General features: G+C 59.7%; 24 protein-coding genes. 16 read left to right on the top strand and 8 right to left on the bottom strand.

What is annotated here, in order from left to right:
* Positions 1-161: 161 nt before the first annotated feature.
* Positions 162-449 (bottom strand): hypothetical protein, encoded by a 288-nt coding sequence (locus tag ACEWMW_RS05735; RefSeq protein ID WP_409412931.1) that lies wholly within the window; start codon positions 447-449, stop codon positions 162-164.
* A 33-nt stretch (positions 450-482) separates the two neighbouring features.
* Entirely contained in the window at positions 483-875 is a 393-nt protein-coding gene (locus ACEWMW_RS05730) for an ankyrin repeat domain-containing protein (RefSeq protein WP_409412930.1), read from the bottom strand.
* Between the two features lie 182 nt (positions 876-1,057).
* Here ACEWMW_RS05730 and ACEWMW_RS05725 point away from each other — a divergent pair, with 182 nt between their 5' ends.
* The 6 genes from ACEWMW_RS05725 to ACEWMW_RS05700 all read left to right on the top strand — a co-directional run bounded on the left by ACEWMW_RS05725 (position 1,058) and on the right by ACEWMW_RS05700 (position 4,697).
* Positions 1,058-1,189: a hypothetical protein gene (locus ACEWMW_RS05725; RefSeq protein WP_409412929.1), complete on the top strand. Its 132-nt coding sequence runs from the start codon at positions 1,058-1,060 to the stop codon at positions 1,187-1,189.
* 26 nt (positions 1,190-1,215) lie between these two features.
* Positions 1,216-1,749 carry a DUF2975 domain-containing protein gene (locus ACEWMW_RS05720; RefSeq protein WP_409412928.1) on the top strand — a complete coding sequence of 178 codons (534 nt, stop codon included), beginning with the start codon at positions 1,216-1,218 and terminating at the stop codon, positions 1,747-1,749.
* Positions 1,749-1,985, top strand: coding sequence for a helix-turn-helix domain-containing protein (locus ACEWMW_RS05715; RefSeq protein ID WP_409413613.1), 237 nt, complete (start codon positions 1,749-1,751; stop codon positions 1,983-1,985). Before ACEWMW_RS05720 ends, ACEWMW_RS05715 begins: the two co-directional genes overlap by 1 nt.
* A 161-nt stretch (positions 1,986-2,146) precedes the next feature.
* On the top strand, positions 2,147-2,368 hold the full coding sequence (locus ACEWMW_RS05710; protein ID WP_409412927.1) for a hypothetical protein: 222 nt from the start codon (positions 2,147-2,149) through the stop codon (positions 2,366-2,368).
* A 182-nt stretch (positions 2,369-2,550) separates the two neighbouring features.
* Positions 2,551-3,633 (top strand): metallophosphoesterase, encoded by a 1,083-nt coding sequence (locus ACEWMW_RS05705; RefSeq protein ID WP_409412926.1) that lies wholly within the window; start codon positions 2,551-2,553, stop codon positions 3,631-3,633.
* Positions 3,606-4,697, top strand: a complete 1,092-nt coding sequence (locus ACEWMW_RS05700) for a hypothetical protein (protein WP_409412925.1) — start codon at positions 3,606-3,608, stop codon at positions 4,695-4,697. The genes ACEWMW_RS05705 and ACEWMW_RS05700 overlap by 28 nt, the downstream gene beginning before the upstream one ends.
* Before the next feature lie 4 nt (positions 4,698-4,701).
* Here ACEWMW_RS05700 and ACEWMW_RS05695 read toward each other — a convergent pair whose 3' ends face one another.
* Both ACEWMW_RS05695 and ACEWMW_RS05690 read right to left on the bottom strand, forming a co-directional pair.
* Positions 4,702-5,442 carry an SdiA-regulated domain-containing protein gene (locus ACEWMW_RS05695; protein WP_409412924.1) on the bottom strand — a complete coding sequence of 247 codons (741 nt, stop codon included), beginning with the start codon at positions 5,440-5,442 and terminating at the stop codon, positions 4,702-4,704.
* Between the two features lie 62 nt (positions 5,443-5,504).
* A complete protein-coding gene (locus ACEWMW_RS05690; protein ID WP_409412923.1) occupies positions 5,505-6,173 on the bottom strand; it encodes a DUF4956 domain-containing protein in 669 nt (222 codons plus the stop codon).
* A 377-nt stretch (positions 6,174-6,550) separates the two neighbouring features.
* Between ACEWMW_RS05690 and rplJ the strand changes: the two genes are divergently transcribed.
* From rplJ to ACEWMW_RS05675, 3 genes are all read left to right on the top strand, one after another.
* A complete protein-coding gene (rplJ, locus tag ACEWMW_RS05685) occupies positions 6,551-7,066 on the top strand; it encodes a 50S ribosomal protein L10 (protein WP_409412922.1) in 516 nt (171 codons plus the stop codon).
* Between the two features lie 81 nt (positions 7,067-7,147).
* On the top strand, positions 7,148-7,528 hold the full coding sequence (gene rplL, locus ACEWMW_RS05680) for a 50S ribosomal protein L7/L12 (RefSeq protein ID WP_409412921.1): 381 nt from the start codon (positions 7,148-7,150) through the stop codon (positions 7,526-7,528).
* Between the two features lie 184 nt (positions 7,529-7,712).
* The gene (locus tag ACEWMW_RS05675) at positions 7,713-9,926 is read left to right on the top strand and encodes a DUF305 domain-containing protein (protein WP_409412920.1); all 2,214 of its coding nucleotides are present in this window, start codon (positions 7,713-7,715) and stop codon (positions 9,924-9,926) included.
* 6 nt (positions 9,927-9,932) lie between these two features.
* Here ACEWMW_RS05675 and ACEWMW_RS05670 read toward each other — a convergent pair whose 3' ends face one another.
* Entirely contained in the window at positions 9,933-10,481 is a 549-nt protein-coding gene (locus tag ACEWMW_RS05670; protein ID WP_409412919.1) for an acyloxyacyl hydrolase, read from the bottom strand.
* Positions 10,482-10,616: 135 nt separating this feature from the next.
* On the opposite strand from ACEWMW_RS05670, the gene ACEWMW_RS05665 reads away from it, so the two are divergent.
* From ACEWMW_RS05665 to ACEWMW_RS05645, 5 genes are all read left to right on the top strand, one after another.
* Positions 10,617-12,029 (top strand): MATE family efflux transporter, encoded by a 1,413-nt coding sequence (locus tag ACEWMW_RS05665; protein ID WP_409412918.1) that lies wholly within the window; start codon positions 10,617-10,619, stop codon positions 12,027-12,029.
* 160 nt (positions 12,030-12,189) lie between these two features.
* Positions 12,190-12,477 carry a co-chaperone GroES gene (gene groES / locus ACEWMW_RS05660; RefSeq protein ID WP_409412917.1) on the top strand — a complete coding sequence of 96 codons (288 nt, stop codon included), beginning with the start codon at positions 12,190-12,192 and terminating at the stop codon, positions 12,475-12,477.
* 53 nt (positions 12,478-12,530) lie between these two features.
* A complete protein-coding gene (gene groL, locus ACEWMW_RS05655) occupies positions 12,531-14,174 on the top strand; it encodes a chaperonin GroEL (protein ID WP_409412916.1) in 1,644 nt (547 codons plus the stop codon).
* Between the two features lie 214 nt (positions 14,175-14,388).
* The gene (locus ACEWMW_RS05650) at positions 14,389-14,628 is read left to right on the top strand and encodes a tautomerase family protein (RefSeq protein ID WP_409412915.1); all 240 of its coding nucleotides are present in this window, start codon (positions 14,389-14,391) and stop codon (positions 14,626-14,628) included.
* 151 nt (positions 14,629-14,779) lie between these two features.
* Complete coding sequence (locus ACEWMW_RS05645) at positions 14,780-16,090, top strand: APC family permease (protein ID WP_409412914.1); 1,311 nt, start codon at positions 14,780-14,782, stop codon at positions 16,088-16,090.
* Here the strand turns inward: ACEWMW_RS05645 and ACEWMW_RS05640 are convergent.
* A complete protein-coding gene (locus tag ACEWMW_RS05640) occupies positions 16,087-17,373 on the bottom strand; it encodes an acyl-CoA dehydrogenase family protein (protein WP_409412913.1) in 1,287 nt (428 codons plus the stop codon). The two genes, ACEWMW_RS05645 and ACEWMW_RS05640, sit on opposite strands and share 4 nt — an antisense overlap.
* The gene (locus tag ACEWMW_RS05635; RefSeq protein ID WP_409412912.1) at positions 17,373-18,680 is read right to left on the bottom strand and encodes a phosphotransferase; all 1,308 of its coding nucleotides are present in this window, start codon (positions 18,678-18,680) and stop codon (positions 17,373-17,375) included. The genes ACEWMW_RS05640 and ACEWMW_RS05635 overlap by 1 nt, the downstream gene beginning before the upstream one ends.
* Before the next feature lie 251 nt (positions 18,681-18,931).
* Here ACEWMW_RS05635 and ACEWMW_RS05630 point away from each other — a divergent pair, with 251 nt between their 5' ends.
* On the top strand, positions 18,932-19,954 hold the full coding sequence (locus ACEWMW_RS05630) for a serine hydrolase (protein WP_409412911.1): 1,023 nt from the start codon (positions 18,932-18,934) through the stop codon (positions 19,952-19,954).
* Positions 19,955-20,042: 88 nt separating this feature from the next.
* Here ACEWMW_RS05630 and ACEWMW_RS05625 read toward each other — a convergent pair whose 3' ends face one another.
* Positions 20,043-20,279 (bottom strand): hypothetical protein, encoded by a 237-nt coding sequence (locus ACEWMW_RS05625; protein ID WP_409412910.1) that lies wholly within the window; start codon positions 20,277-20,279, stop codon positions 20,043-20,045.
* A 295-nt stretch (positions 20,280-20,574) separates the two neighbouring features.
* On the opposite strand from ACEWMW_RS05625, the gene polA reads away from it, so the two are divergent.
* Positions 20,575-23,436 carry a DNA polymerase I gene (gene polA, locus ACEWMW_RS05620; protein ID WP_409412909.1) on the top strand — a complete coding sequence of 954 codons (2,862 nt, stop codon included), beginning with the start codon at positions 20,575-20,577 and terminating at the stop codon, positions 23,434-23,436.
* Positions 23,437-23,502 lie beyond the last annotated feature (66 nt).

The following is a 23,502-nucleotide window of genomic DNA, read 5'->3' as shown; positions in this document are numbered from 1 at the left end:
CTGCAGCCGGCGTCGCGATATGGTAAATCGCCGCTTCCATCCCTGGCCGATCCCCGCGCATGAATCGGTCCTTGCTCGAAGCGGGCGTTCGGTCGGCGATATAGGAATGCGGATGCGCTAAGTCAAACGCTGGTTGGCCAGCGGGCCATCGAGTCAGCTGGTCAGCTCAATCGCGCCTGCCACCATCGGATTGCGCAAGTGCATAGAAGTGCCAAGTAGGCCGGAATCAGGATCAGCAAATCGAGCCGAATGTCGAATCGCGAAGGCATTGTCGATTCGTATGTTACAGCGAGCACCAGCACCGGCAGCCAGGCCCACTTCATGGCCTTTCCCAGTTTCACCAGCCCGATCTTGCCCCAAGGAACGAACGACAGAATCGCCACGAAGACTATGGCGAAGAAGCACAGGTTCAGAACCATATTCGCAGCGCTATCGCCCACTTCGATCATCTGTCGCCCCCTGAGCGATTGGTGTCACTGGGTTCAGTAAGAGGCGCGCGCATGCTCTACCAGCAGCGTCACCAGCGCCTCGTTTTCCTGTTGCAGCGCATAGGCCAAGGCATTGTTGCCAGCATCGTCCTTGGCGGCACTGTCCGCGCCCATCTCGAGCAGGCGCGCGGCCAGACCGTTGGCCCCCGTGAGCGCCGCAGCAATAAGCGGCGTGACACCGCCCTCGCCGGCCTGGTCGATATTGGCACCGGTGGCGATCATGTGATCGGCATTGTCCATTTCTCCGGCCATGATCGCCGCGACGAGATCACGGTCATCCTCGGGCTGGGCGATCATCTCTTCCGGCACGTTCTTGATCGTCCCGTAGGCGCAGCCCGACGCAGCAAGCGATGCCAGCAATGCCCAGATGATTCGATTCGCAGCCATAAGTTCCCCTCCCGTTGGCGATTGGCGTTCCATGCCACAGCATCGCCGCAAGATAAAACCCTTGTTCTTCAATGCACTTATTGTTTTTCGATATTATCGATTGACAATAATGAGGCTCCCGCATATTGATTATCGATATTGAATGCATCGAATAACAACATAGACCATATCGGAGAACGAAAATGTCCCAGATTGCTACCAACCTCACCGCCGCCTTCATCGCGGTCTTCATCGCCGCTGCCACGATCGTCCCGGTCGTTAACGTTCCAGCAGCCGATTACAGCACGATCACGCTCACACCTGAGCTCGCCTGAGTCCCGGACGCCACAGGAGAAGAATCATGAGTACTGCTAAGACCGATCCGCTCCTGCTCGCAGGGAAGCTGATCACCTATATCGGCCAGGGCCTGATGGCTATCGCCGGTGTCGCACTCACAATCGCCTTGCCTCTTATCATTTTCTTCCAGGACAAGGTCCAGGCTGAGTGGCGTGAGGAAATGGCCACAACCGCCGATTTTCCAACGCTTTGGCTGGTCGCAATCCTGATCATCGCCGCCGCCGTTGTAGCACTGGTCTTCCTTTTTCTTGGTCGGCTACGCGCAATCATCAACACCGTTGGCGAAGGTGACCCATTCGTACCTGAAAACGCCGAGCGGCTTACTTTCATGGCTTGGGTCATGCTGGCCATCCAGATCGTGGCCATCCCGGCAGTTGCAATTGCGATCTACCTCCAGAAGGCGCTCGAGGGCACTGATGCATCAATCGATGCGCAGCTTGACCTCAGCGGGATCATACTCGTCATCATGTTGTTCATCCTGGCACGCGTGTTCCGCCACGGCACCGTAATGCGCGAAGATCTGGAAGGAACGGTATGATGGCACCTGCAACAACCGCTTCCGAAGGAACCCGCATCATGGTCAAACTCGACGACATCCTGCACGAGCGCCGCATGACGCTGACTGAACTGGCAGAACGGATCGGCCTGACCCTGGCAAATCTGTCCATTCTCAAGACCGGCAAGGCCAAGGCGATCCGCTTCTCGACCCTTGAAGCGATCTGCCGCGAGCTCGAATGCCAACCGGGTGATCTTCTGGCTTACGAGTCCCCATAACAGCCAGCCAATCCCCCGATGAAGGGTCGTCTCATTCGAGGCGGCCCTTCCCTTTTGGGCTGCCGGGAAGAGTTTTCCGATTTTCGGAACCGATGCGAATATCGCTCGTTATGGGGCGGAAGCCGTGCGCGTCTTGCACAGCTGACAACGAGGAATTTACAATGAAAGCACTTATTGCATCCACTCTCCCTGCCGTCATGCTGCTCGCAGCTTGCAACAGCCCGGCCGAAGAACAGATGGAAGCCGAAGCTGAAGTCATGGACGAGCAGGCTGAGATGATGGAAGAGCAGGCTGACGCTCTGGAAGAAGCCGGTGACGATGCCGCTGCTGAAGCCATGGAAGCAGAAGCCGAACAGCTGGAAGATGCTGCCGACGAAATCTAATCGTCAAAAAGTTCGTGGTTTGAAACAGGCCACAAACATCTTGGAGGCCCGCCATAATTGGCGGGCCTTTCTTGTTTTTGGCCCAAGGCGTCTGCATCCACCGTTTGTTGTCCAGCGAACCATACTGCTCTCTCATTGTCGGATGAATCAAACGCTTGCCGAATTGGTCGAAATCATCCGTAATGTGCTATTCACGCGGCGGAGGATACGAAAAGGCCATGCTACGTCACTGGGTTCTCTTGCTAATCGGGATGGTTGTGATCGCCATCGCGGGAGCGCCGCTGCGAGCCGAAGCTGACCATGCTAGTGGGCGGATTGTCGCTGTGGGCGATTTGCACGGTGACTTCGAAGCATGGAAGCGCATCGCCACCGGCGCGCGAATCGTCGATACCAATGGCGATTGGACGGGTGGGGAAACAAGGCTGGTTCAGCTGGGCGATGTCACTGATCGGGGCCCGGATTCGCTCAAGATTATCCGGCACCTCCAGCAATTGCAGGCGCAGGCCAAAGCGGCAGGGGGAGGCGTCATCGTCTTGCTGGGCAATCACGAAGCAATGAATGTCTTGGGCGACCTTCGTTACGTCCATCCAGGCGAGTACGAGGCCTTCGTCGACGAAAAATCAATGGACAGGCTAGAAGGCACTTGGCGCGCCAACAAACGGCGAATTGTCGACTATTATCGAACGCAGAACGAGGACTTGCCAACTCGCGAGATCAAGCGCTTGTGGTTCGGCGCCAATCCACCCGGTAAGCTCGAACATCGCAGGGCGTGGAGTCCGGGCGGTGAACTGGCCCAATGGGCCGCCTCACTTCCAGCCGTCGTCAAGCTTGGTACGAGCTTGTTCGTCCATGGGGGGCTGAGCGGCGAACGCGCCCTCCGGCCACTCAGCGATGTTAACAGCGAAATCTCGGCGGCGCTTGGTGATGGCGACGCAATTGATCGAACCGGCCTTGAGGATCCACTGGGCCCCCTATGGTACCGGGGCAACGTTATCCGCGGGGAGAGCGATGCAAAGCGGGATGGCCTAGATGATGAAGTGGCGCGCGTACTGGCGTATCATCAAGCTGAGCGCATCATCGTGGGACACACGCCATCTGTCTCCGGCATTGAGGCAGTCAGCAATGCTCGAGTAGTTCGGGCAGATACGGGAATCTCCGCTCATTATGGCGGTGTGGCCAGCTTCCTCGAGATTGTCGGGAGTCGGGTGATTGCAAACGAGTTGAGGGGGAATGGGGAATGGATCAGTCGTCAGATCAGCGAGTGAAGATCGGTTTTCGCAGGGCGTGCCTTATCGGCGCGTCATGCCTCGCCGCGGCTGTCGTGGCAGGTCCAGGCAAGACGCAGGAAATGGCAGCGCACGAGAGCAAGGTAACGCCGCTATTTGCCGGGGACAGCGTGATCGACGTAACCATCGCGGGCCCGGTGAAGAAGATTGCGCGAGGGGCTGAACGCTCAACCGAGGCCTACCCTGCCACTCTCAAAGCAGCAGGCGAAACGCACCAGATCGAGCTTTCTGCGCGTGGCCTCTCGCGGCGCAAAAAAGAGAACTGCAGGTTCCCGCCGCTCCGGATAGTTTTCAGCGGCGAGAAGGGTGAGGACTCCTTGTTCAAAAAGCAGGGGCGCATCAAGCTCGTCACGCACTGCAACGACAAAGATGCTGCAGAGCAGACCGTGCTGCGCGAATACGCCGCCTACCGGCTCTACAACGTTGTCACCCCGGAAAGCCACAAAGTCCGCCTCGCGCGGATCACCTATTTGGACGGCGGGAAGGAAGTCACCACGCGGCTCGGCTTCTTTATCGAAGATACCGACGACACCGCTAGGCGGGTCGGAAAGAAGGAAGTCGATACCGGAACCGTCTCAACCCGGGCGCTCGTGCGCGGCGATCTGACACGGTATTTCCTGTTCCAGTACATGATCGGCAATACCGACTTTGCGGTCTATACGGGTCCGAACCCCGATGATTGTTGCCATAACTCGAAATTGCTGGGCGCAAGCAAAGACGCAGAGAGCGAGCTAACTCCAGTGCCGTATGACTTCGATAACTCAGGTCTGGTTGACGCGCCTTACGCCGTGCCTAATCAGATCCTGAAGATCAGGTCGGTGACGCAGCGCGTCTATCGTGGCTTTTGTGCGCTCAATCCGCAGATGACCGAACCGGCAGCCGCGTTCCGGGGGCTTCGTCCGGAGTTCGAAGCCGAGATAATGGCGATACCCGAAATGAGCGACGGGACGCGGTCCAAGCTCATTAGCTATCTCGGCGGTTTCTTCGACGATATTGCCAGTGACGAAGCGCTGCAGAAGAACGTTCTAAAGAATTGCCGGTAATCGGCTAAGGGCAGGGATAGACCGCCAAGCGCGCCTTGGCGGTTTCCCCTCCTTCATCCGCCAACGCCAGGCGGCAGCCGGGCAATATGGCGATGCCTTCGGCCTGCCGGTGAAGCCCGCGGTCGAGGGGACGGCTTTCCATCACGTTGCCGTCAGCATCCAATTCCACCAGCAAGTGGCTACGCCCCGACACTATCAGGAGACGCCCGCGCTCTTCATCCCATTCGATCCCAGACGGGGCGAATTCGGCACGCTGCTGCTGGTCCAGAAATGTGTCGAGCGCAACCGCAAGCCAGGGCTCGCTGTCCGCGTGTTCCGTCCCCAGCCGCCAGCGGTAGATTTCGAGGCGCGCTGTGGAGTCGCCGTTGCGCAGCCGCTTGCACAAGAGGAGAAGAAAGCCGGGTTCGGGCGCACGCGACAGTCCCTCGATCTCGCAGCGCGGGCCGATACCGCTATCATGCGCGCGATAGGGGACACGCTGGCGGTGTTCGCCCATGGGAAACGCATAGATGAGCCCATCACTGGTCACCAGGTAAAGCTGGCCGGAACGATCGCTCGCTATCCCCTCGAAATCGCCTTCGATAGTCGGATTGCCGAGCGCAAACGATCGTGTGATGCGCCCGTCAGCACTGTCGATCTCGTGTATAATGGCGTATTCGTCATCATGCGCCAGGAGCAGGCTATCCCCGACGGCCGCTAGCCCGGACACCTCGCGCAAGTTCGACGGAAGCGAATAGCGGGCCATGTCGCTGGCGGGCTCCTCGCACCCAGCCAAAAGAAAGACTGCCAATAATGGCAGCATGCCCCTCACTTGGATTGCGCCTTCACCTCATCCTCGTCTTCTTCGTGATTGGGGCGCAGATAGCGATGTGCCCCTTTCAGGCCTCCGTAGTCCGCCACCCAGAGGAACGCGAAGACGTAGTTGAATATGACCGTCATCACGAGCGCGATCTCTAGTGCGCCGATGCCCGCAGCGAGCCCTATCCCGATTGCAAGGAGAATGTAGATCGCATCGCCAGAGCTTTTCAGGGTGTTGCGAAAACGCACACCGCCAACAATCCCCGCCAGTGAAAAGGCCAGGGCCAGCGAATTGTGCACCATTACCACAATCGCTGTGACAGCGATCGGAAGCACGATCATCGTTTCGACCAGGGCCTGGTCATACTCGCTGCGGTTGCGGCTTGCCATGTAGGTCCAAGTGACCGGCAAGGTCGTCAACAATGCCCCGCCAATTGCGATCAACAGCCAGAGGATCGATCCGCCAAGGTTTGCCACCCTGCTCGCACCAATTTCGATACTTTCAAACGGGTCGCTCGCAGGTCCGGTCAAGAGCGTCTGTGCACCGCCAATCGGCAGGTAATCTGCCGCACCGGGAATGACGGCGGTGGCAGCCATGACCGTACCTGTCACAAGCAGGTAGAAGAGCGTCAATCGGATGAACAGTCGCAGGACCATGTTACCCCCCTCGCCCGGCATTCGGCGGGCTCTCCCTCGAACCGACTATAGAGCCGCGCGAGACCCACGCAACAGCAAGTCCGCGTCGCCCACCGACAGCAGGTGTTTCGCTTGACTCCAGCGCCGGTTCCGTTATTGGCCCGCCCCGACCGCGGAGCTATTGCTTTACGGTCATCCGTCCGAGACAGTTGGTGACCGGAATCTGCCGGTCTTAATTTCCAGCCTAGACGGGGAAAAGAGATTTTGTGCGAAGCCTCGCGCTTTGCAATCCGGCGTTTTCGCGCCCTCCTTCCCTGATCGACGGACTTTAGCCCGCAAGGAGCCTGTGGCTTCGTGCGGACAATTGTGAGCCGGTCGTCCAGGAGCAATCCTGGCCGATCATTGTGAAGGAGTAAGGTATGGATCGTTCGCAAAAAGCCGAGTCGGTCGCCCAGCTCAACGCAGCCTTCAACGAGGTTGGTGTGGTCGTCGTGACCCGCAATCTCGGCCTTTCGGTGGCCCAGTCCACCGAACTGCGCGCGAAGATGCGTGATGCCGGAGCGTCCTACAAGGTCGCCAAGAACCGTCTCGCCAAGCTCGCCATCAAGGACACCGATTATTCGGGCATCGAGGAGTATCTCTCCGGCCCGACAGCACTGGCCTGGTCTGAAGACCCGGTTGCAGCCGCCAAGGCGGCGGTCGAATTCGCCAAGGCGAATGAAAAGCTGGAAATTGTCGGTGGCTCGATGGGCACGCAGGTGCTCGACGAAGCCGGGATCAGGGCACTCGCCTCGATGCCGAGCCTCGACGAGCTGCGCGGCAAGATCGTGGGCCTGATCAATGCGCCTGCGACGAAGGTGGCGCAGGTGGTCAATGCCCCGGCAGCCAAGCTTGCCCGCGTGTTCGGTGCCTATGGCGCAAGCGAAGCAGCGTAAGACGTTCGAAGCATCTAACGAAACGAAACATCCGGGCCGGGGCCAATTGCGCCGAGCCCATCAATATTTGGAGTGAATATAATGGCCGATATTGCCAAGCTGGTCGAAGACCTTTCGAAGCTGACCGTTCTTGAAGCAGCTGAACTCGCCACGGCACTGGAAGAAGAGTGGGGCGTGAGCGCCGCTGCTGCAGTTGCTGTTGCTGGCCCCGCCGCTGGCGGTGGTGACGGCGGCGCTGCTGCTGAAGAAAAGGACGAGTTCGACGTTATCCTGACCGGAGACGGCGGCAAGAAGATCCAGGTTATCAAGGAAGTCCGCGCCATCACCGGTCTGGGCCTCACCGAAGCCAAGGGTCTCGTCGAAGGCGCACCCAAGCCGCTTAAGGAAGGCGTCAACAAGGCGGAAGCCGAAGAAATCAAGGGCAAGATCGAAGCAGCCGGCGGTACCGTCGAGCTGAAGTAATCTTGTAGCGATTATGTGGGTGTCTTGAAGCGCCCGCAGAATGGAGGGCGGCACCGCAAGGTGTCGCCCTTTTTCGTGACATCACGACCAACTGCACGAATTGGTCGACAAACTGCCTATGCTGACGCGGGTTTCCCGCTAAGGCAGTCTCGAACGAAACTACATGTCTTGGGGGCCGCAAAAAATGACGACCGCGAAACTTCGCCCAACCCTTATTCTTGCCAGTGCTTCTCTGGCGGCAATGGTAGCGACAGGAGCGACTGCACAGGAGGTCACGATTTACCAGCCGGGTGCACCGGGCACCGAAGGGCGTGCGATTGATGCCGAAGCGGCTTCGAAATTGGCCGACACGCGTTATTCGCCGGCGGATGTCGCATTCATGCAGGGCATGATCCACCACCACCACCAGGCCGTGGTCATGGCAGACATGGTCGAAGCGCGTACCAATCGCCCTGAACTGCGTGAAGCAGCCGGTCGGATCAAAGCCTCGCAGAACGATGAGATCGAGTTCATGCAGGATTGGCTCACGACGCGCGGCGAAGATGCGCCCGATCCCACCAAGGGTCATCCACAGCACATCCATCACACGATGGAAGGCATGGCCAGCGCTGAAGACCTCAATACCCTTGCCTCGCTTTCTGGTGTCGATTTCGACGAGAAGTTCTTGCGTCTGATGATCGCTCATCACGAGGGCGCACTGGACATGGTTGACAAACTGCTTGGCACCAGCGGCACAGCACGAGATCCAGCCATGTTCTCATTCGCCGGTGATGTGAAGAACGACCAGAAGGCCGAAATCGACCGGATGATCGACATCCTCTCCAGCCTTTCGACAGACCCGCGCGTCAATCTGGCGGCAGGAGTTTTCGACGCCGGCCAGGCAGCGATGAACATGGAGCTCGTTGCCGAGCTGCGCAAACCCGCAGGCTTTTATGACCCCGCCAACCCTGGCGGCCTTCGTCCGGTCATCGAGGACGAAGATGATGGCGATGAAAGCGACGCGGAAGAGAACGAAGATGCCGAGCCGCAGTTCGGCAGCCGCGGAGCATGGCTGAGCTTTGGCAATACCGACATGGCCTTTTCTGGCGACATGCTGATCGCCGGTAACTACCACGGGTTCAATATCTACAAGCTCGATGCGAAAGGTATGCCCAACCTCTACAGCTCGGTCGTCTGCCCAGGGGGGCAGGGCGACGTTTCGATCGTGGGCAACCTGTTGATCACCTCTGTTGAAGATGAGCGTGGCCGCAAGGATTGTGGCCTCCAGGGCATCGACGAGGATGTCAGCGACGAGCGCCACCGCGGCCTGCGCATATTCGACATTTCCGACCTCAAGCGGCCGCGCCAAGTTGGCCTCGTGCAGACCTGCCGCGGTTCGCACACACACTCAATCGTAAGCGCCGATGAGACCTCGATCATCGTCTACAACTCAGGCACTGCCGGCGTTCGCGATGAAGAAGAGCTCGAAGGCTGCATCGGCAATGTCGCCGGCGACGAGCGCACCGCACTCTTCAGTATCGACGTGATCGAAATCCCATTGGCCGATCCTTCCAAAGCACGCATTATCGATTCTCCGCGCGTGTTTGCAGACGAGGAGACGGGCAATATCGCCGGCCTGTGGCGCGGCGGCGACCATGGCGATGGCACACAGACCACCAGCACGACTAACCAGTGCCATGACATCACCGTGTTCCCCAGCCTCGCGCTCGCCGGTGGTGCGTGCTCGGGCAATGGCATCATTTTCGACATCTCCGATCCCCGCAAACCCAAGCGGATAGACGCGGTGACCGACACAGGCTTTGCCTACTGGCACTCCGCCACTTTCAACAATGAAGGGACCAAGGTCGTCTTTACAGATGAATGGGGTGGTGGCGGGATGCCGCGCTGCCGTGCATCGGATCCGCTCAACTGGGGTGCCAATGCCATCTACGACGTTGTCGATGGTGAGTTGCAGTTCCGCAGCAACTACAAGATGGCCGCGCCGCAGACCGACAAGGAAAACTGTGTCGCACATAACGGCTCGATCGTTCCGGTGCCGGGCCGCGACTTGTTCATCCAGGCCTGGTACCAAGGCGGCATCTCGCTGATGGACTTCACCGACAGTGCCAATCCCAAGGAGATCGCTTTCTTTGATCGCGGCCCGGTGAGCGACGAGCAGTTCGGCTTCGGCGGATACTGGTCGGTCTACTATTACAAGGGCAAGATCTACGGCACCGAGATCACGCGCGGGCTTGATGTGTTTGAACTGCTTCCGAGCGAGTATCTGAGCGCTGAAGAGATCGCCGCTGCGAAGGCGGCCGTCTATCCGGATGATGTCTTCAATCCGCAGACGCAAACTACAGTGACCTGGCCGCAGGATGTGCTCGACCGTCTGGAGGCGAGCCGCCAAGGCGGCTGATCTTGGCTACAAACGGTAATTCAACCGGATCCCCATCGCGTCAATGCCAGGGTTCTGGTCGCGGTTGAATAGCTGCGCATTGCTGATGTGCACCCAGCTAGCTTCGATCGAGAGGCGGTCGTTGAGCTGGGTGCCAATGGCAAGCTCGGGCTCGAACAGCACCCGGCTGCCGAGATCGGTGCGAAAACCCGTTTCCGTATTGACCCGAAACGAAGGTGCGTCGTGAATTACCAGCCCCAATCCGGGTCGCAGGTAGATCGGCCCTATCTCGGCCTTCCAGCTCAGTCCCACCCCGGCAAAGTTGGTATCGCCATCCGAGTTTGCGGACGCAAAGAAATAGGGCTCAGGTGAACCGATGATCGCCAAGGCCTCGATTCCGTCAAACCGGTAACCGACCTGCAAATCGGCGCCGCCTTCCTGCGTGTCGAAGGTGAATGGTGTATCGACCGCGTGGACATAAACACCGCCGTATACTTCATCGGCCTTCGCCGGGCTCGACAAAGCGGCGAAGGAAAGCGCTGCGAAATTCGCGATGGCTAGCTTCCTGATTGTCATCCTGAATTCCCGTGCTGCGGTCACAATTCGTTTCGGATGGCTGTGGCCGGATTGCCGCAAGCTGAAGCGAACATCGATAAGAACGCACCGAGACGCTTTCGGTTGCGCCGATCTCCCCCTATCCGGGACGGCTTTATGTCGTTCGGACAGGCCTCGATTGCCGGGGGAAACCCTTGGCGCCATGAGCTGGCAGCCACCTTGCGGCTGAGCTGGCCGCTGGCGCTCGCCAACCTCCTTCAGATGCTTGTTTGGGCGGTCGATGTCATGTTTGTGGCGCGACTGGGCGAAGTCGAATTGGCTGCGGCGAGCCTTTCAGTCGCATGGTTCGGGACCATCATGTGGGCTTTCACCGGGCTGACGGGCATGGTCTCTGCTTTGGTATCCGCAGCACTTGGGCGCGGTACGGGCGTAGCCCGCGACATCCGCCGCTCGACTCGTATGGCGATGTGGCTCGCGGTAATGGCCGGGGCGGTGATCATCCTCGCCTGCGTCAATGGCGAGGCCATGATGCTGATGCTGGGACAGCGCCCGGATATTGCCGAGCGCTGCGGAGCATTCCTTTCAATCATCATGTGGGCGGGTATCCCGATGCTGCTGGCCAATGTGATGCGCAGCTATATCGCTGCCTTGGGCCGTCCGGTGCTGGCGACGATAATTATCGCCAGCGCGGTCGGTGTCGCCGTGGTCGCGAACTACGCACTTGTGTTCGGCAATCTCGGTGCGCCGGAGATGGGGCTGGAGGGCTCGGCGCTGGCTGCCGTGATCACCTCGCTTTACAGCTTCACTGTTTACGTGATCGTGATCTTCGCAATCCCGAGCCTCGCCCGCTTCCATATCTTCTGGCGGTTTTGGAGCCCCGACTGGAGTAAGTTTGCAAAGCTGATGAAGCTGGGCTCGCCGGTGACCATGATGGTCCTTGCCGAAGCGGGCATCTTCAACGGCGCAGCATTCATGATGGGTATCATTGGAGCGTCGGAACTGGCCGGGCACACGATCGCGCTGCAGATTGCGGCTCTGGCGTTCCAGATTCCATTCGGCGTGGCTCAGGCCGCGACAATCCGCGTCGGGTATTTCTATGGCGCGCGCAATCCGGAAGGAATCGCTCGAGCAGGATGGATAGCGGTAGCGATGGGGACTGGCTTCATGGTCGTGACTGCTAGCGCCATGCTCTTGTTCCCCACACAGCTTTTGCGCATTTACGTCGACCCGGCCGCGCCCGAAAACGCCGCCATGGTGGCCTTCGCGTTGCAATTCATTGTCGTCGCCGCAGCCTTCCAGCTGTTCGACGGGATTCAGGCCGTGGCCGGCGGCGTGCTGCGCGGATTGCAGGACACCCGCGCGCCGATGCTGATCGCGATCTTCAGCTATTGGATACCCGGCCTCGCGACAATGGTTTGGCTCGGCTTCTATACTCCGCTCGAAGGGCTTGGCCTTTGGATCGGCCTGCTGGTCGGGCTGTTCTTCGCTGCCGGATTGTTGCTGTGGCGCTGGTCAGCGCGCGAGCGGATCGGACTCGTTCCGCTATCTGCCGCACATACGATAAATTAGGTTACCGAACCTCGCACACGCTTTGCCGCGCGAGGTGAAACTTTTTTCCGCCTCGCCCCGTTGACTCTGCACGTGCGCATCCCCAAATGCGCCCCGCTGGCACTCTCCGTGTGAGAGTGCCAAAGGACATATCATCCACTTTGAAGGAAGAGGCACAACTATGGCATTGCGTCCACTGCACGACCGCGTTCTGGTCCGTCGCATCGAAGCTGACGAAAAGACCGCTGGCGGCATCATCATCCCCGATAGCGCCAAGGAAAAGCCCAGCGAAGGCGAAGTCGTCTCCGTAGGCAACGGCTCCAAGGCAGAAGACGGCACGGTAACCCCGCTCGACGTCAAGGCTGGCGACAAGATTCTGTTCGGCAAGTGGTCGGGCACCGAAGTCAAGGTCGACGGCGAAGACCTGCTCATCATGAAGGAAAGCGACATCATGGGGATCATCGACTGATCCGCTGATTTTTCGCATCCAGTTCAAAACACGAATTTTCAGGAGAAACACCAATGGCAGCCAAGGACGTAAAGTTCGGCCGCGACGCACGCGAAGGCATTCTCAAGGGCGTTGATACCCTTGCCAACGCCGTGAAAGTCACGCTCGGCCCCAAGGGCCGCAATGTCGTAATCGACAAGAGCTTCGGCGCACCCCGCATCACCAAGGACGGCGTCACCGTCGCCAAGGAAATCGAACTGAAGGACAAGTTCGAAAACATGGGCGCGCAGATGATCAAGGAAGTCGCATCGAAGGCGAATGACGCCGCCGGTGACGGCACCACCACTGCAACCGTTCTCGCCCAGTCAATCGTGACCGAAGGCATGAAATCGGTTGCTGCGGGCATGAACCCGATGGATCTCAAGCGCGGCATCGATATCGCCGTGACCAAGGTCGTCGAAGACCTCGCCGGTCGCTCTAAGGAAGTTTCGGGCTCGTCCGAAATCGCACAGGTCGGCATCATCTCGGCCAATGGCGACAAGGAAGTCGGCGAGAAGATCGCTGAGGCCATGGAGAAAGTCGGGAAGGAAGGCGTGATCACCGTCGACGAGAGCAAGGGTCTCGAATTCGAGCTCGAAACCGTCGAAGGCATGCAGTTCGATCGCGGCTACCTCAGCCCCTACTTCATCACCAACCCGGACAAGATGACGGTCGAACTCGACAACCCATACATCCTGATCCACGAGAAGAAGCTCTCGAACCTGCAGGCGATGCTCCCGATCCTCGAAGCAGCTGTCCAGTCGGGCCGTCCGCTTCTGATCATTGCCGAAGACATCGAAGGTGAAGCGCTGGCGACCCTCGTGGTCAACAAGCTGCGCGGCGGCCTCAAGGTGGCTGCGGTCAAGGCACCGGGCTTCGGCGATCGCCGCAAGGCCATGCTGCAGGACATCGCGATCCTGACCAAGGGCGAGATGATTTCCGAAGACCTCGGCATCAAGCTCGAAAACGTCACTCTCGGCATGCTCGGCGAAGCCAAGCGCGTTACCATCGACAAGGACAATACGACCATTGTCGACGGAGCCGGTGACGAAGGTGATATCAAGGCCCGTGTCGGCGAAATCCGCACGCAGATCGACAACACCTCGTCCGACTACGACCGTGAGAAGCTGCAGGAACGTCTTGCCAAGCTGGCTGGCGGAGTTGCCGTGATCAAGGTTGGCGGTGCTACCGAAGTCGAAGTCAAGGAACGCAAGGACCGCGTCGATGACGCACTCCACGCTACCCGCGCCGCGGTCGAAGAAGGCATCGTCCCTGGCGGCGGTACTGCGCTGCTCTACGCCACCAAGGCACTGACCGATCTCGAAGGCGAGAACGACGATCAGACCCGCGGCATCGACATCGTACGCCGTGCGCTGCAGTCGCCGGTTCGGCAGATCGCCGAAAACGCCGGCCATGACGGTGCGGTTGTTGCAGGCAAGCTGATCGACGCGAACGACGACACGCTGGGCTTTAACGCACAGACCGATGCTTACGAGAACCTCGTAAACGCGGGTGTTATCGATCCGACCAAGGTCGTTCGTACAGCGCTGCAGGATGCGGCATCAGTCGCCGCTCTGTTGATCACCACCGAAGCGGCGATCTGCGAGAAGCCGGACGACAAGGCTGCGGCTCCTGCCATGCCCGATATGGGCGGCATGGGCGGAATGGGCGGCTTCTAAGCCAACCTTCTCAGCTGAGACCTAATACAGGGCCCGGGGGAGCAATCCCTCGGGCCTTTTTCTGCGCCCTGCTGCTTTACTACGGAATTCGTAGTGCTTTCCTTCACTTTGCGAAGCGGCTTGCTACGCTCCGCGAACTAACCCAGCGCCAGCCAGCATGGCATTTGAGTGGCACCGCCGGGCGTTCCCGGGAAACCACAAGAGGAGAATGAAAATGCCACTCGTAACTATCGATGTCATCAAGGACGTGTTCAATGAAGATCAGAAAGAAGACCTGATCCACAAGGTGACAGAAGCCATGGTTGAAGTTGAAGGCGAAGCGATGCGTCCAGTGACTTGGGTGCGGATCATGGAAGTGGAGCAAGGCGACTGGGGCATTGGCGGGCAACTCTTGCGCGCCAGCGATGTCCACGCGCTGGCACAGCAACCTAAGGCAGAGGCCGCTGCGGCCTGACATGCCCTCTCGAACCGAAATCGAAATGCCCGGGGGAGCAATCCTCCGGGCCTTTTGGTTCAGGCCTATTGTTTTGCTACCGAATAGGGCAGCGTTGACTTGATGCTCAATTAGTCCACTCTCACCGCCAATATCGGTGGGGGCATCATTAATGAGCGAATTGAAAGCGCCGCCGCGCGAGATCGGATTGGGCGGAGCAATCCTGATCAACTTCAACGGTGCGGTGGGAGCGGGTATATTCGCTCTGCCCGCCCTGCTCTATTCGAGCGTGGGCACGCTAGCCCCGCTCGCCATCCTCGTCTTCGCGCTGTTTGTCGCGTGCAATGTCGCGATCTACGCCAAGCTATCGACAATCTTCGAACAGTCTGGCGGTCCGCAGCTTTATGCCGAGTATACATTTGGCAAACTGGTTGGCTTCCAGACCGGCTGGCTAAACTTGTGCGCCAATATGGTCGGACGGGCGGCCAATTTCCACGTGCTCGTTTCGTACTTGGCTGCGATCTTTCCGGTATTCGACAATCCGGTGTTGCGCACCGCCACCATGACTGCGCTGATCGCAGCGTTCGCCTTGATCGCCATTATTGGGACGAAGCGCTCGATTGGCGCAATTGGTATCGGGACAATGCTCAAGCTGCTACCTATACTGGCCGTGTGCACTTTTGGTCTGCTGGCAAACGGATTGCCGCGAGAGGTCGCGTTGCCGGAGTTCTCCGGCTTCGAAACAGCCGCGCTTCTCATCGCTTACGCATTTTCGGGCTCGGGCATGTCAATCATCGCGGCCGGCGAAACCAGGAACCCACAAGGAACCCTGCAGCGAGCGATTTATCTCAACCTCGCACTCGTGGCGGTTTTCTACGCCTTTGTGCAGCTTTGCTACATATCGATTGCGCCCGATCCGAACGAGCTCGATAGCCCGCTTGCCGCTGCTGGCAGTGCGGTGTTTGGAAGCATGGGCGTGCTGGTTATCAGCCTTGCTGCGATCTTCTCGGTCGGGACAAACCAGCTCAACAGTTTCGTCGTGATGCCCCGCATTCTCTATGGCATGGGACGGCGCGGGCTGGTCCCCCGCGTATTCGCTAAGTTGTCTGGGAGGTTCGAGACACCTTGGGTAGCAATCACTACATATTCCGCAATCGTAGCTGGATTGGCAGCTTCGGGGACATTTGTGATCCTCGCGACCCTGACGGTGGCTGCCGAACAAGTGATGTTCGTCGTGGTGTTCCTCGCGTTCCTTACGCTGTGGCGCCGCAACGAAGGCGGGATGGCGGACACGATGGGGCTAATATGGATTCCCATCGTTGTAGGCACCATTGCCTTGTTCCTGTTCGTCGCTGCACAGCATTCGCTGGATGCTGGCCTCTCAACACTGGCCCTGATTGCAATCGGCTTCGTGCTGTACGGTATCGCGCGCCTCGGTAAGCACGAGCACGAGGAAATCCGCGTCGGGCAAGGCGAAGCTTAGCCGTACTTGCCCTTCTTCGGCCCGAGATAGCCGAACAGGTAGGCACCCACCTTCCGCATCTGGATTTCCTCCGCGCCTTCGGTGATGCGATAACGGCGGTGGTGGCGATAGATATGCTCGAACGGCTTATGCCGCGAATAGCCGATCCCGCCATGCACCTGCATCGCGCGATCGGCCGCCTGGCAGACCAGCCGGTTCGCCCAGTAATTGCACATCGAGACCTTGTCGGAGATCGTTTTCTCGATCTCCTTGTGCTCCATGTTGTCCATTTCCCAGGCAGTCTTGTAGATCAGTAGGCGCAGCATTTCGCATTGCGTCGCCAGCTCGACGAGCGGGAACTGGATCGCCTGGTTGCGCGCCAGCTCGGCACCGAACGGCTTGCGTTCGCGCGCATACTTCACGCTTTCCTCCACGCAGTATTGCGCTGCGCCGAGGCTGCCAGCGGCTTGGCGGATGCGGTTCTGGTGGACGAAGCTCTGCGCCAGCGCGAGGCCCTTGCCCTCTTCGCCGAGGATTGCGCTGTCGGGCACCCACACGCCCTTGAGGAAGAAGCGCGCGTGGTCGGTCGGCATGTTGAAGGTCCACACGAACTCGTCGATTTCGAGGCCTTCGGTCGGGTTTGGGACGAGGAAGCAGGTGATCCCGCGCGCATCGCCATCCTCCCCGCTGGTGCGCACGAAGAGCGCCACGTGAGTCGCGGCGTGCATGCCGGTGATCCACATCTTGGAGCCATCGATCCGCCAGCCCTTTACGCCGTCACGCTCTTCGGGAACGCCGCGGGTTTCCATATGCGTCGCGTCAGAACCGTGATCGGGTTCGGTCAGCCCGAAAGCTACACGGCGCGAGCCGTCGAAACCGCCGAGGATGTATTCGTCCTGCTGCTCCTGCGTGCCGAAGTGCTCGAACATGGCGACGAAGGGGAAGTTGCCGACGATCGAGTGCTCGTTCTGCAAATCGTTGTGAAGGCCTAGGCCGCGCTGCGCGAAGCGATCGCGGATCACCGCCATCCACAGGTTGGAGCCATCCTTGCCGCCGTATTTCTTTGGCGCAGTGAAGCGCCAGTGCCCGGCCTTGTCCGCGAGGCGTTTGGCCTTGATGAGCAGCTGTTCCCATTCTTCGTTGGGCAGGCCGTCGCGCTCCCAATCGGTGCGCGCATCCTCGCGCCGATAGTCGAAGAAGCGATTGTTATCGCCTTCCATCTGGAGCGGCGTGATTTCATCATCGATGAATTTCTCAAGTTCGGCGTAATAGTCTTCGAGCTCTTGCGGGATGGTGAAATCCATTAGTGTTCTCCGATCCATTTGCGCCGGGCGACGGCCAGCGCGGGGTATTTGGGGACGTCTGCCGAAAGCTTCTCCAGCGCATGCTGGCGCAATTCGGCGAGGAAGCCTTCTGTCGAAAGAGAGAGTTCCTCGGCGAGAATCCCGTCCGAGAGCTTGAGTTCGTGTTTCGCCGGCATGATTTCACTCTCGCGCCGGATCATGCCGAGCGCGTTGCGGGCCACGGCGTGCTGGAAGCGATCGTGACCTTCCATCTTGTCCTTGATCGTCTCGAGCCATTCGGTGATGGCAATGGCCAGCTCGGCCGTGCTCGCTTCACCATGCTCCCTGAAGGGCCTGACGAAATCTACCGGGCGTGCACGTTCTTCCTCGGGTGCCTCTTCCTCCAGCAGCATCAGCAAGTCGAGCTCGTTTTCCGATGTCCGCCGCGAGATCACCGCGCGCTCGAGCGTGCGGTCAGCGCCTTCGCGCCAGGTCCTGGCGCATTTTAGGCAGCCCAGCGCCCACCATACGGTGCGGTGGATCATCCAGTAACGGAACCGCGCGCGGTCCACCGTGCGCCCACTTTCCGCCTCATATGCCGCGAAGTAGTCCGCGAGGTTGCCCAGCCCCAGTGCTGGCCGGTCGTAGCGCGCAAACCGCCACACCGCCATGCAACCGAAGGCGATGTCCTCATGCGGGTCGCTGAAATGCGCCAGCTCCCAGTCGAGTACCCCGGTGAGGTGCCCGTCTTCGGCAAGGATATTGCCGAGTCGGAAATCGCCATGGTTCAGCACCGGCTCGCATTTGTCGGGGCAGTGCTCCTCCAACCACTTGAGGCCCAGCGCAATAATCGGGCGATCGCCGCCCGCTTCCTCGAATTGCTGCCTGAAATCCGCAATCGCCGCGCGATAGTCGATTTCCGGTATATCTTGCGGAACCTGCTCGCGAGTGAGCGAATGGATACGGGCCAGGTCACGCGCCGCTTCCTTGAGGATCGTATCGGCACCGTCCATGCTGAGAATCTGGCGCGGATCGGGCGTGCCCGGCAGTGCGCGCATGATAAAACCGCTGCCCAGGCCATCGCTCTCTTCTAGCACCGTGATGACTTCTGGTGCGGTAACCCCCGCACCGTGCGCCGCACGGATTACCGCTGCCTCGGTCGCATGGCCATATGGCCGGCCTTCCATGAATGCCAGGCTAGGGGCGCGGCGAAGAACAAAGTCCTCGCCGCCGCTGGTGAAACGCCAACTTTCCATGGTCGCTCCGCCGGTGAGCCGCGCCAGGTCGGAAGGTGCGCCAAGGCCGCATCGATCCAGCGCTCGTTTCAATCCAGCGTTCAGTTCGGAAATTTCGATGGCACCCCTCCTCTCATGTGGCCAGCAATGCACTGCAACAGACCGCAACTCAATTAGTCAATTTTCGCAAGTGCGGGCCGGTACAGCCCTTAGGCAGACTCTAAATTTGCTTGGCAACGCAATGATCTGTCGCGCGTTGCACACTTCCTGTCGAGAAATTGCTTGTGCGAAGGAGTCGCTCGCCGTTAAGCATTCGCCAATCTTGCTCTGTTTAAGGTGTGTGAATGGATAGAGGACTGTTTCTCAAGCCATTGCTGGCGATGTCCCTTGCGCTGGGTTGCGCATCTGCCGCACTTGCGCAGTCGGTTCCGCTGGAAGCCGAGTTTGACCGCACGCTCGGCACCGAAGTCCGCACTCCCCAGTCATTTGATGCAGTTTACGATCCGGGTCTTGAACGGCGGATCGCGATGGTTGCGGATGGCGATCGCGGCCGCATCGGCGTCTATGCCATCGACCTGACCACGGGAAAGGAAATCGGGATTCTCGCCGACCAGCGGTTCCCGATGGCGAGCACGAGCAAGGTGGCCATCGCGGCGACCTTCCTGGCCGGCGTCGATGAGGGAAAGTGGAGCTTGACGAGCGAGTACCCGCTTCCCCGGCGAGGAGGCACCTATCTTTCGGCCCAGCGTCATCTCGACCTCATGATCTCGAAAAGCTGCAACGATTGCACCGACGCGCTGCTGGAAGTCGTTGGCGGGCCAAGCGCAGTGAACAAGTGGATGAAAGATGCGGGGATCGAGGGCTTCCAGCTGAACCGCTATATGTCAGCCCTCGTGCGTGAGGACGGCGACGTCGATCCGGCTTCGCACATCGTGCTCAGGGACAGCGCCACGCCGCGGGCCATGGGGCAGCTGCTCGCCGGCATCTACCGCGGCAAATGGCTCAGTGCGTACTCGCGCCATGTCCTCCTCCGGGCGATGGAAGAGACCACAACGGGTAAGAAGCGCATGCCTGAAGGCGTGCCAATGAGCGCCAACCTTGCGCACAAAACCGGCACGCTGAGCCGTACGGCAAGCGATATCGGGATTTTCCATACCCCTGACGGGCGCGCAATTGCAGCGGCGATTTATGTCACCGGGCAAAGCACATCGATGGCAGCGGAGAACGGAAATCGCGGGCTGAAACTGGAAGCGCGCCGCAATCGCGATATGCGAATCGCATCGATCGCTAGGGCGCTCTACGATGGTTATGCGGGCGAGAACCCGGCGCAAGTCTGGACCTCGGCACGGCAGCGCCCGGGCGGCTAATCCTCAGGAATTTCGCCGGGCAAAGAAAAAGGCGGCACCCCGTGGGGTACCGCCTTTCCTGTAAGCTGTAAAAGCTTGAAGAGCGCGATTACTCGGCGGCTTCTTCTTCCATTTCAGCTTCAACTTCAGCAGCGCCTTCAGCAACTTCTTCAGCAGCTTCGTCGCCAGCAGCTTCGACGGCATCGCCAGCAGCTTCAGCGTTAGCTTCTGCGTCGGCCATTGCCGAATCAGCAGTTGCTTCTGCAGCTTCTTCGGTACCTTCCGAGCAAGCGGCGAGAGTAAGAGCGGCGCCAGCGGCGGCGGCTACGAGAACGATTTTACGCATGTGTTTCAATTCCTTGAACAGCGAGTGTTTAATGCAAGGCCGGTTAGGGTCGCTTGCGCAAAGCACGCCTGAATGACGGACTTCGTACGTGCTAAATAATGGCGAGATTGTGTCATTGCAAGCGATTTCGCCACAATTGTGCCTCACTTTGCCCCGCAGGGGGAGTAGACCTAGGGTAGATGAGAGGCAGAGCGGGCGAGACCTGGCGCGGCCGCCTTGAGATGTCAGCGCATTTTCGGCAGGGCGAGCGCGGTTTGCGGCTGACCTGATAGCTCCGCGCTGCTAGCGCTTGCGCATGGCAGATCAAAACCATCTCTATCTGGTCGACGGATCATCATACATTTTTCGCGCCTATCACCGCCTGCCGCCTTTGACCGATCCCGAGGGAACGCCGGTTGGCGCGGTCTACGGCTATACCACGATGCTGTGGAAGCTCGCCGATGATCTCGACAAGGCCGAGGGGCCCACGCATCTCGCGGTAATCCTCGACAAGGATTCGAAAAGTTTCCGCAACGATATCTACCCCGAGTACAAGGCCAATCGCCCTCCGCCGCCGGAAGACTTGGTGCCGCAATTTCCGCTGATTCGCGATGCCACGCGCGCGTTCAGTCTGCCCTGCATCGAAGAACAGGGCCTCGAAGCTGACGACCTGATCGCGAGCTATGCCCGCGCCGCCCAGCGCGAAGGATGGGACGTCACGATCGTGTCTTCCGACAAGGACCTGATGCAGCTTGTTGGCGAAGAAGATGGCGGCAATGGCAAAGGGCGCATCGACATGCTCGACACCATGAAGAGCCAGCGAATCTATCGCGAGGAAGTCGAAGAGAAGTTCGGTGTCCCACCCGAGCTGGTGGGCGATGTGCTGGCGCTGATGGGCGATTCGGTCGACAACATTCCTGGAATTTACGGGATCGGACCGAAGACCGCCTCGAAACTGATTGTCGAGCATGGCAGCCTGACCGGCGCGCTCGACGCCGCTCCCGAGATGAAGAAGTCCAAGCTGAAGGAACGGCTGCTCGAAGGGCGCGAAGAAGCCGAACTCAGCCGGGTCCTCGTGACACTGAAGGAAGATTGCGACCTTCCCCAGCCGCTCGACGAGTTCAAGCTAGATGGCGTGCCGCCCCAGCCGCTCGCGGCATTCCTCGAAAAACACGGCTTCTCCAGCCTGCTGCGCCGGCTCGATGCGGGAAGCGGCAGCCCCGAACGCGCCAACAATCTCAATCCGGCTAAGCAAGATACCGAGAGTGCGCCGGCCAGCGCCGAAGGCAATCGCCAGCCGCCGCCCGAGATGCCAGATGTTGATCGCGCTGCATACGAGTGCGTGCAAAGCCTGGAGCGGCTGGAACATTGGATCACGCGTGCGATCGCCGCACGCCGGGTAGCGGTCGACACCGAAACCTCGAGCCTCGATTCGATGCAGGCCGACCTTGTCGGCGTGAGCCTGGCGCTTGGCCCGAACGATGCGTGTTACATCCCGCTTGCGCACCTCAATGAGGAGGGCGGCGGCAGCGATATGTTCGCCGTGCCGCCGGAGCAGGTGCCATTCGACGACGCCATCGTGGCATTGAAACCACTGCTGGAAGACGATGCGGTGCTCAAGGTCGGGCAGAATATCAAATACGATCTCAATGTGCTCGCACGGCACGGGATCGATGTTGCGCCCGTCGACGATACGATGGTGATCAGCTTCGCGCTCGATGCCGGGCGCGGCAGCGACGGGATCGGCGGCGGTCACGGCATGGACGAGCTTGCGGAACGCCACCTTGGCCACAGCTGCCTTGCGTTCAAGGATGTCTGCGGCACCGGCAAGAAACAGATCTCGTTCGGCGAAGTGCCGCTCGACAAGGCGACCGAATATGCCGCCGAAGATGCCGACGTCACCTGGCGCCTGCACACCCTGCTCAAGCCCCGTCTCGCCATCGAAGGCGGCACACAGGTCTACGAACGCGTCGACCGTCCCACGATACCGGTGATCGCCAGGATGGAGCGAGCGGGAATAAAGGTCGACCGCGCCGGGCTCGCGCGGCTGTCCGAGAAGTTTGCCGAGCAGACGGCCGCACTCGAAAGCGAGATTCACGAGATCGCCGGGACGGAGTTCACCATCGGCAGCCCCAAACAATTGGGCGAGGTGCTATTCGATACTCTTGGGTACAAGGGCGGGCGCAAGGGTAAGAGCGGACAATATTCGACCGACCAGGCGGTGCTCGAACGGCTCGCCGGCGAAGGTGCGCCGATTGCCAACAAGGTGCTCGAATGGCGCCAGCTCACAAAGCTCAAATCGACCTATACCGATGCGCTGCAGGCGGCGATCAACCCCAATACGGGGCGAGTGCACACCAGCTACAGCCTGGTCGGGGCGCAGACCGGGCGGCTCTCTTCGACCGATCCCAACTTGCAGAACATCCCGATCCGCACCGAGATCGGACGCCAGATTCGCGAGGCATTTGTCGCTGAACCCGGTAACGTCCTGCTTGCTGCCGACTATTCACAGATCGAGCTAAGGCTGGCGGCGCATATGGCCGATGTTCCCGACCTCAAGGAAGCCTTCGCCAATGGAGAAGATATCCATTCGCGCACTGCCACCGAAATGTTCGGCCAAGTTGACCGCGATACGCGCGCGCAGGCCAAGACGATCAATTTCGCCATCCTCTACGGCATTTCGCGCTGGGGGTTAGCGGGAAGGCTCGGTATCGAGCCGGACGAAGCGCAGAACCTGATCGATACCTATTTTCAACGCTTCCCCGGCATCCAGCGCTACATCCATGATACGCTCGAGCGGGTGCGCGAACGCGGTTATTCGGAAACGCTGTTCGGCCGCAAGACGTGGTTCCCGCGGATTGGCTCGAAGAACCAGGCCGAACGCCAGGGCTCCGAGCGTGCCGCGATCAATGCCCCGATCCAGGGAACCAGTGCCGATATCATCAAGCGCGCGATGGCGCGGATGGTACCGGCGCTGCGCTCAGCCGGACTGGGCGAGGTACGCATGCTTTTGCAGGTTCACGACGAACTGGTTTTTGAGCTGCCCAGGGAGCAGGTCGACGAAGCCAGTGCAATCATATCAAAAGTTATGGCGCAGGCCGCAGAACCTGCAGTAAAGCTGGATGTCCCGTTGGTGGTCGAAATTGGAGCCGCCGACACTTGGGGAGCCGCACACTGAGCCCATCTGTTTCCTGGTTACGTAGCCGCGCATCCTTGCGATGGCTTAACGTCGCGTTGCTCGGGA

Origin of the sequence: Litorerythrobacter xanthomarinus, from assembly GCF_046254955.1 — a bacterium.
GTDB lineage: Bacteria > Pseudomonadota > Alphaproteobacteria > Sphingomonadales > Sphingomonadaceae > Qipengyuania_C.
Note: the sequence above shows the minus strand (reverse complement) of the source record. Positions and strands in the feature narration are given on the sequence as shown.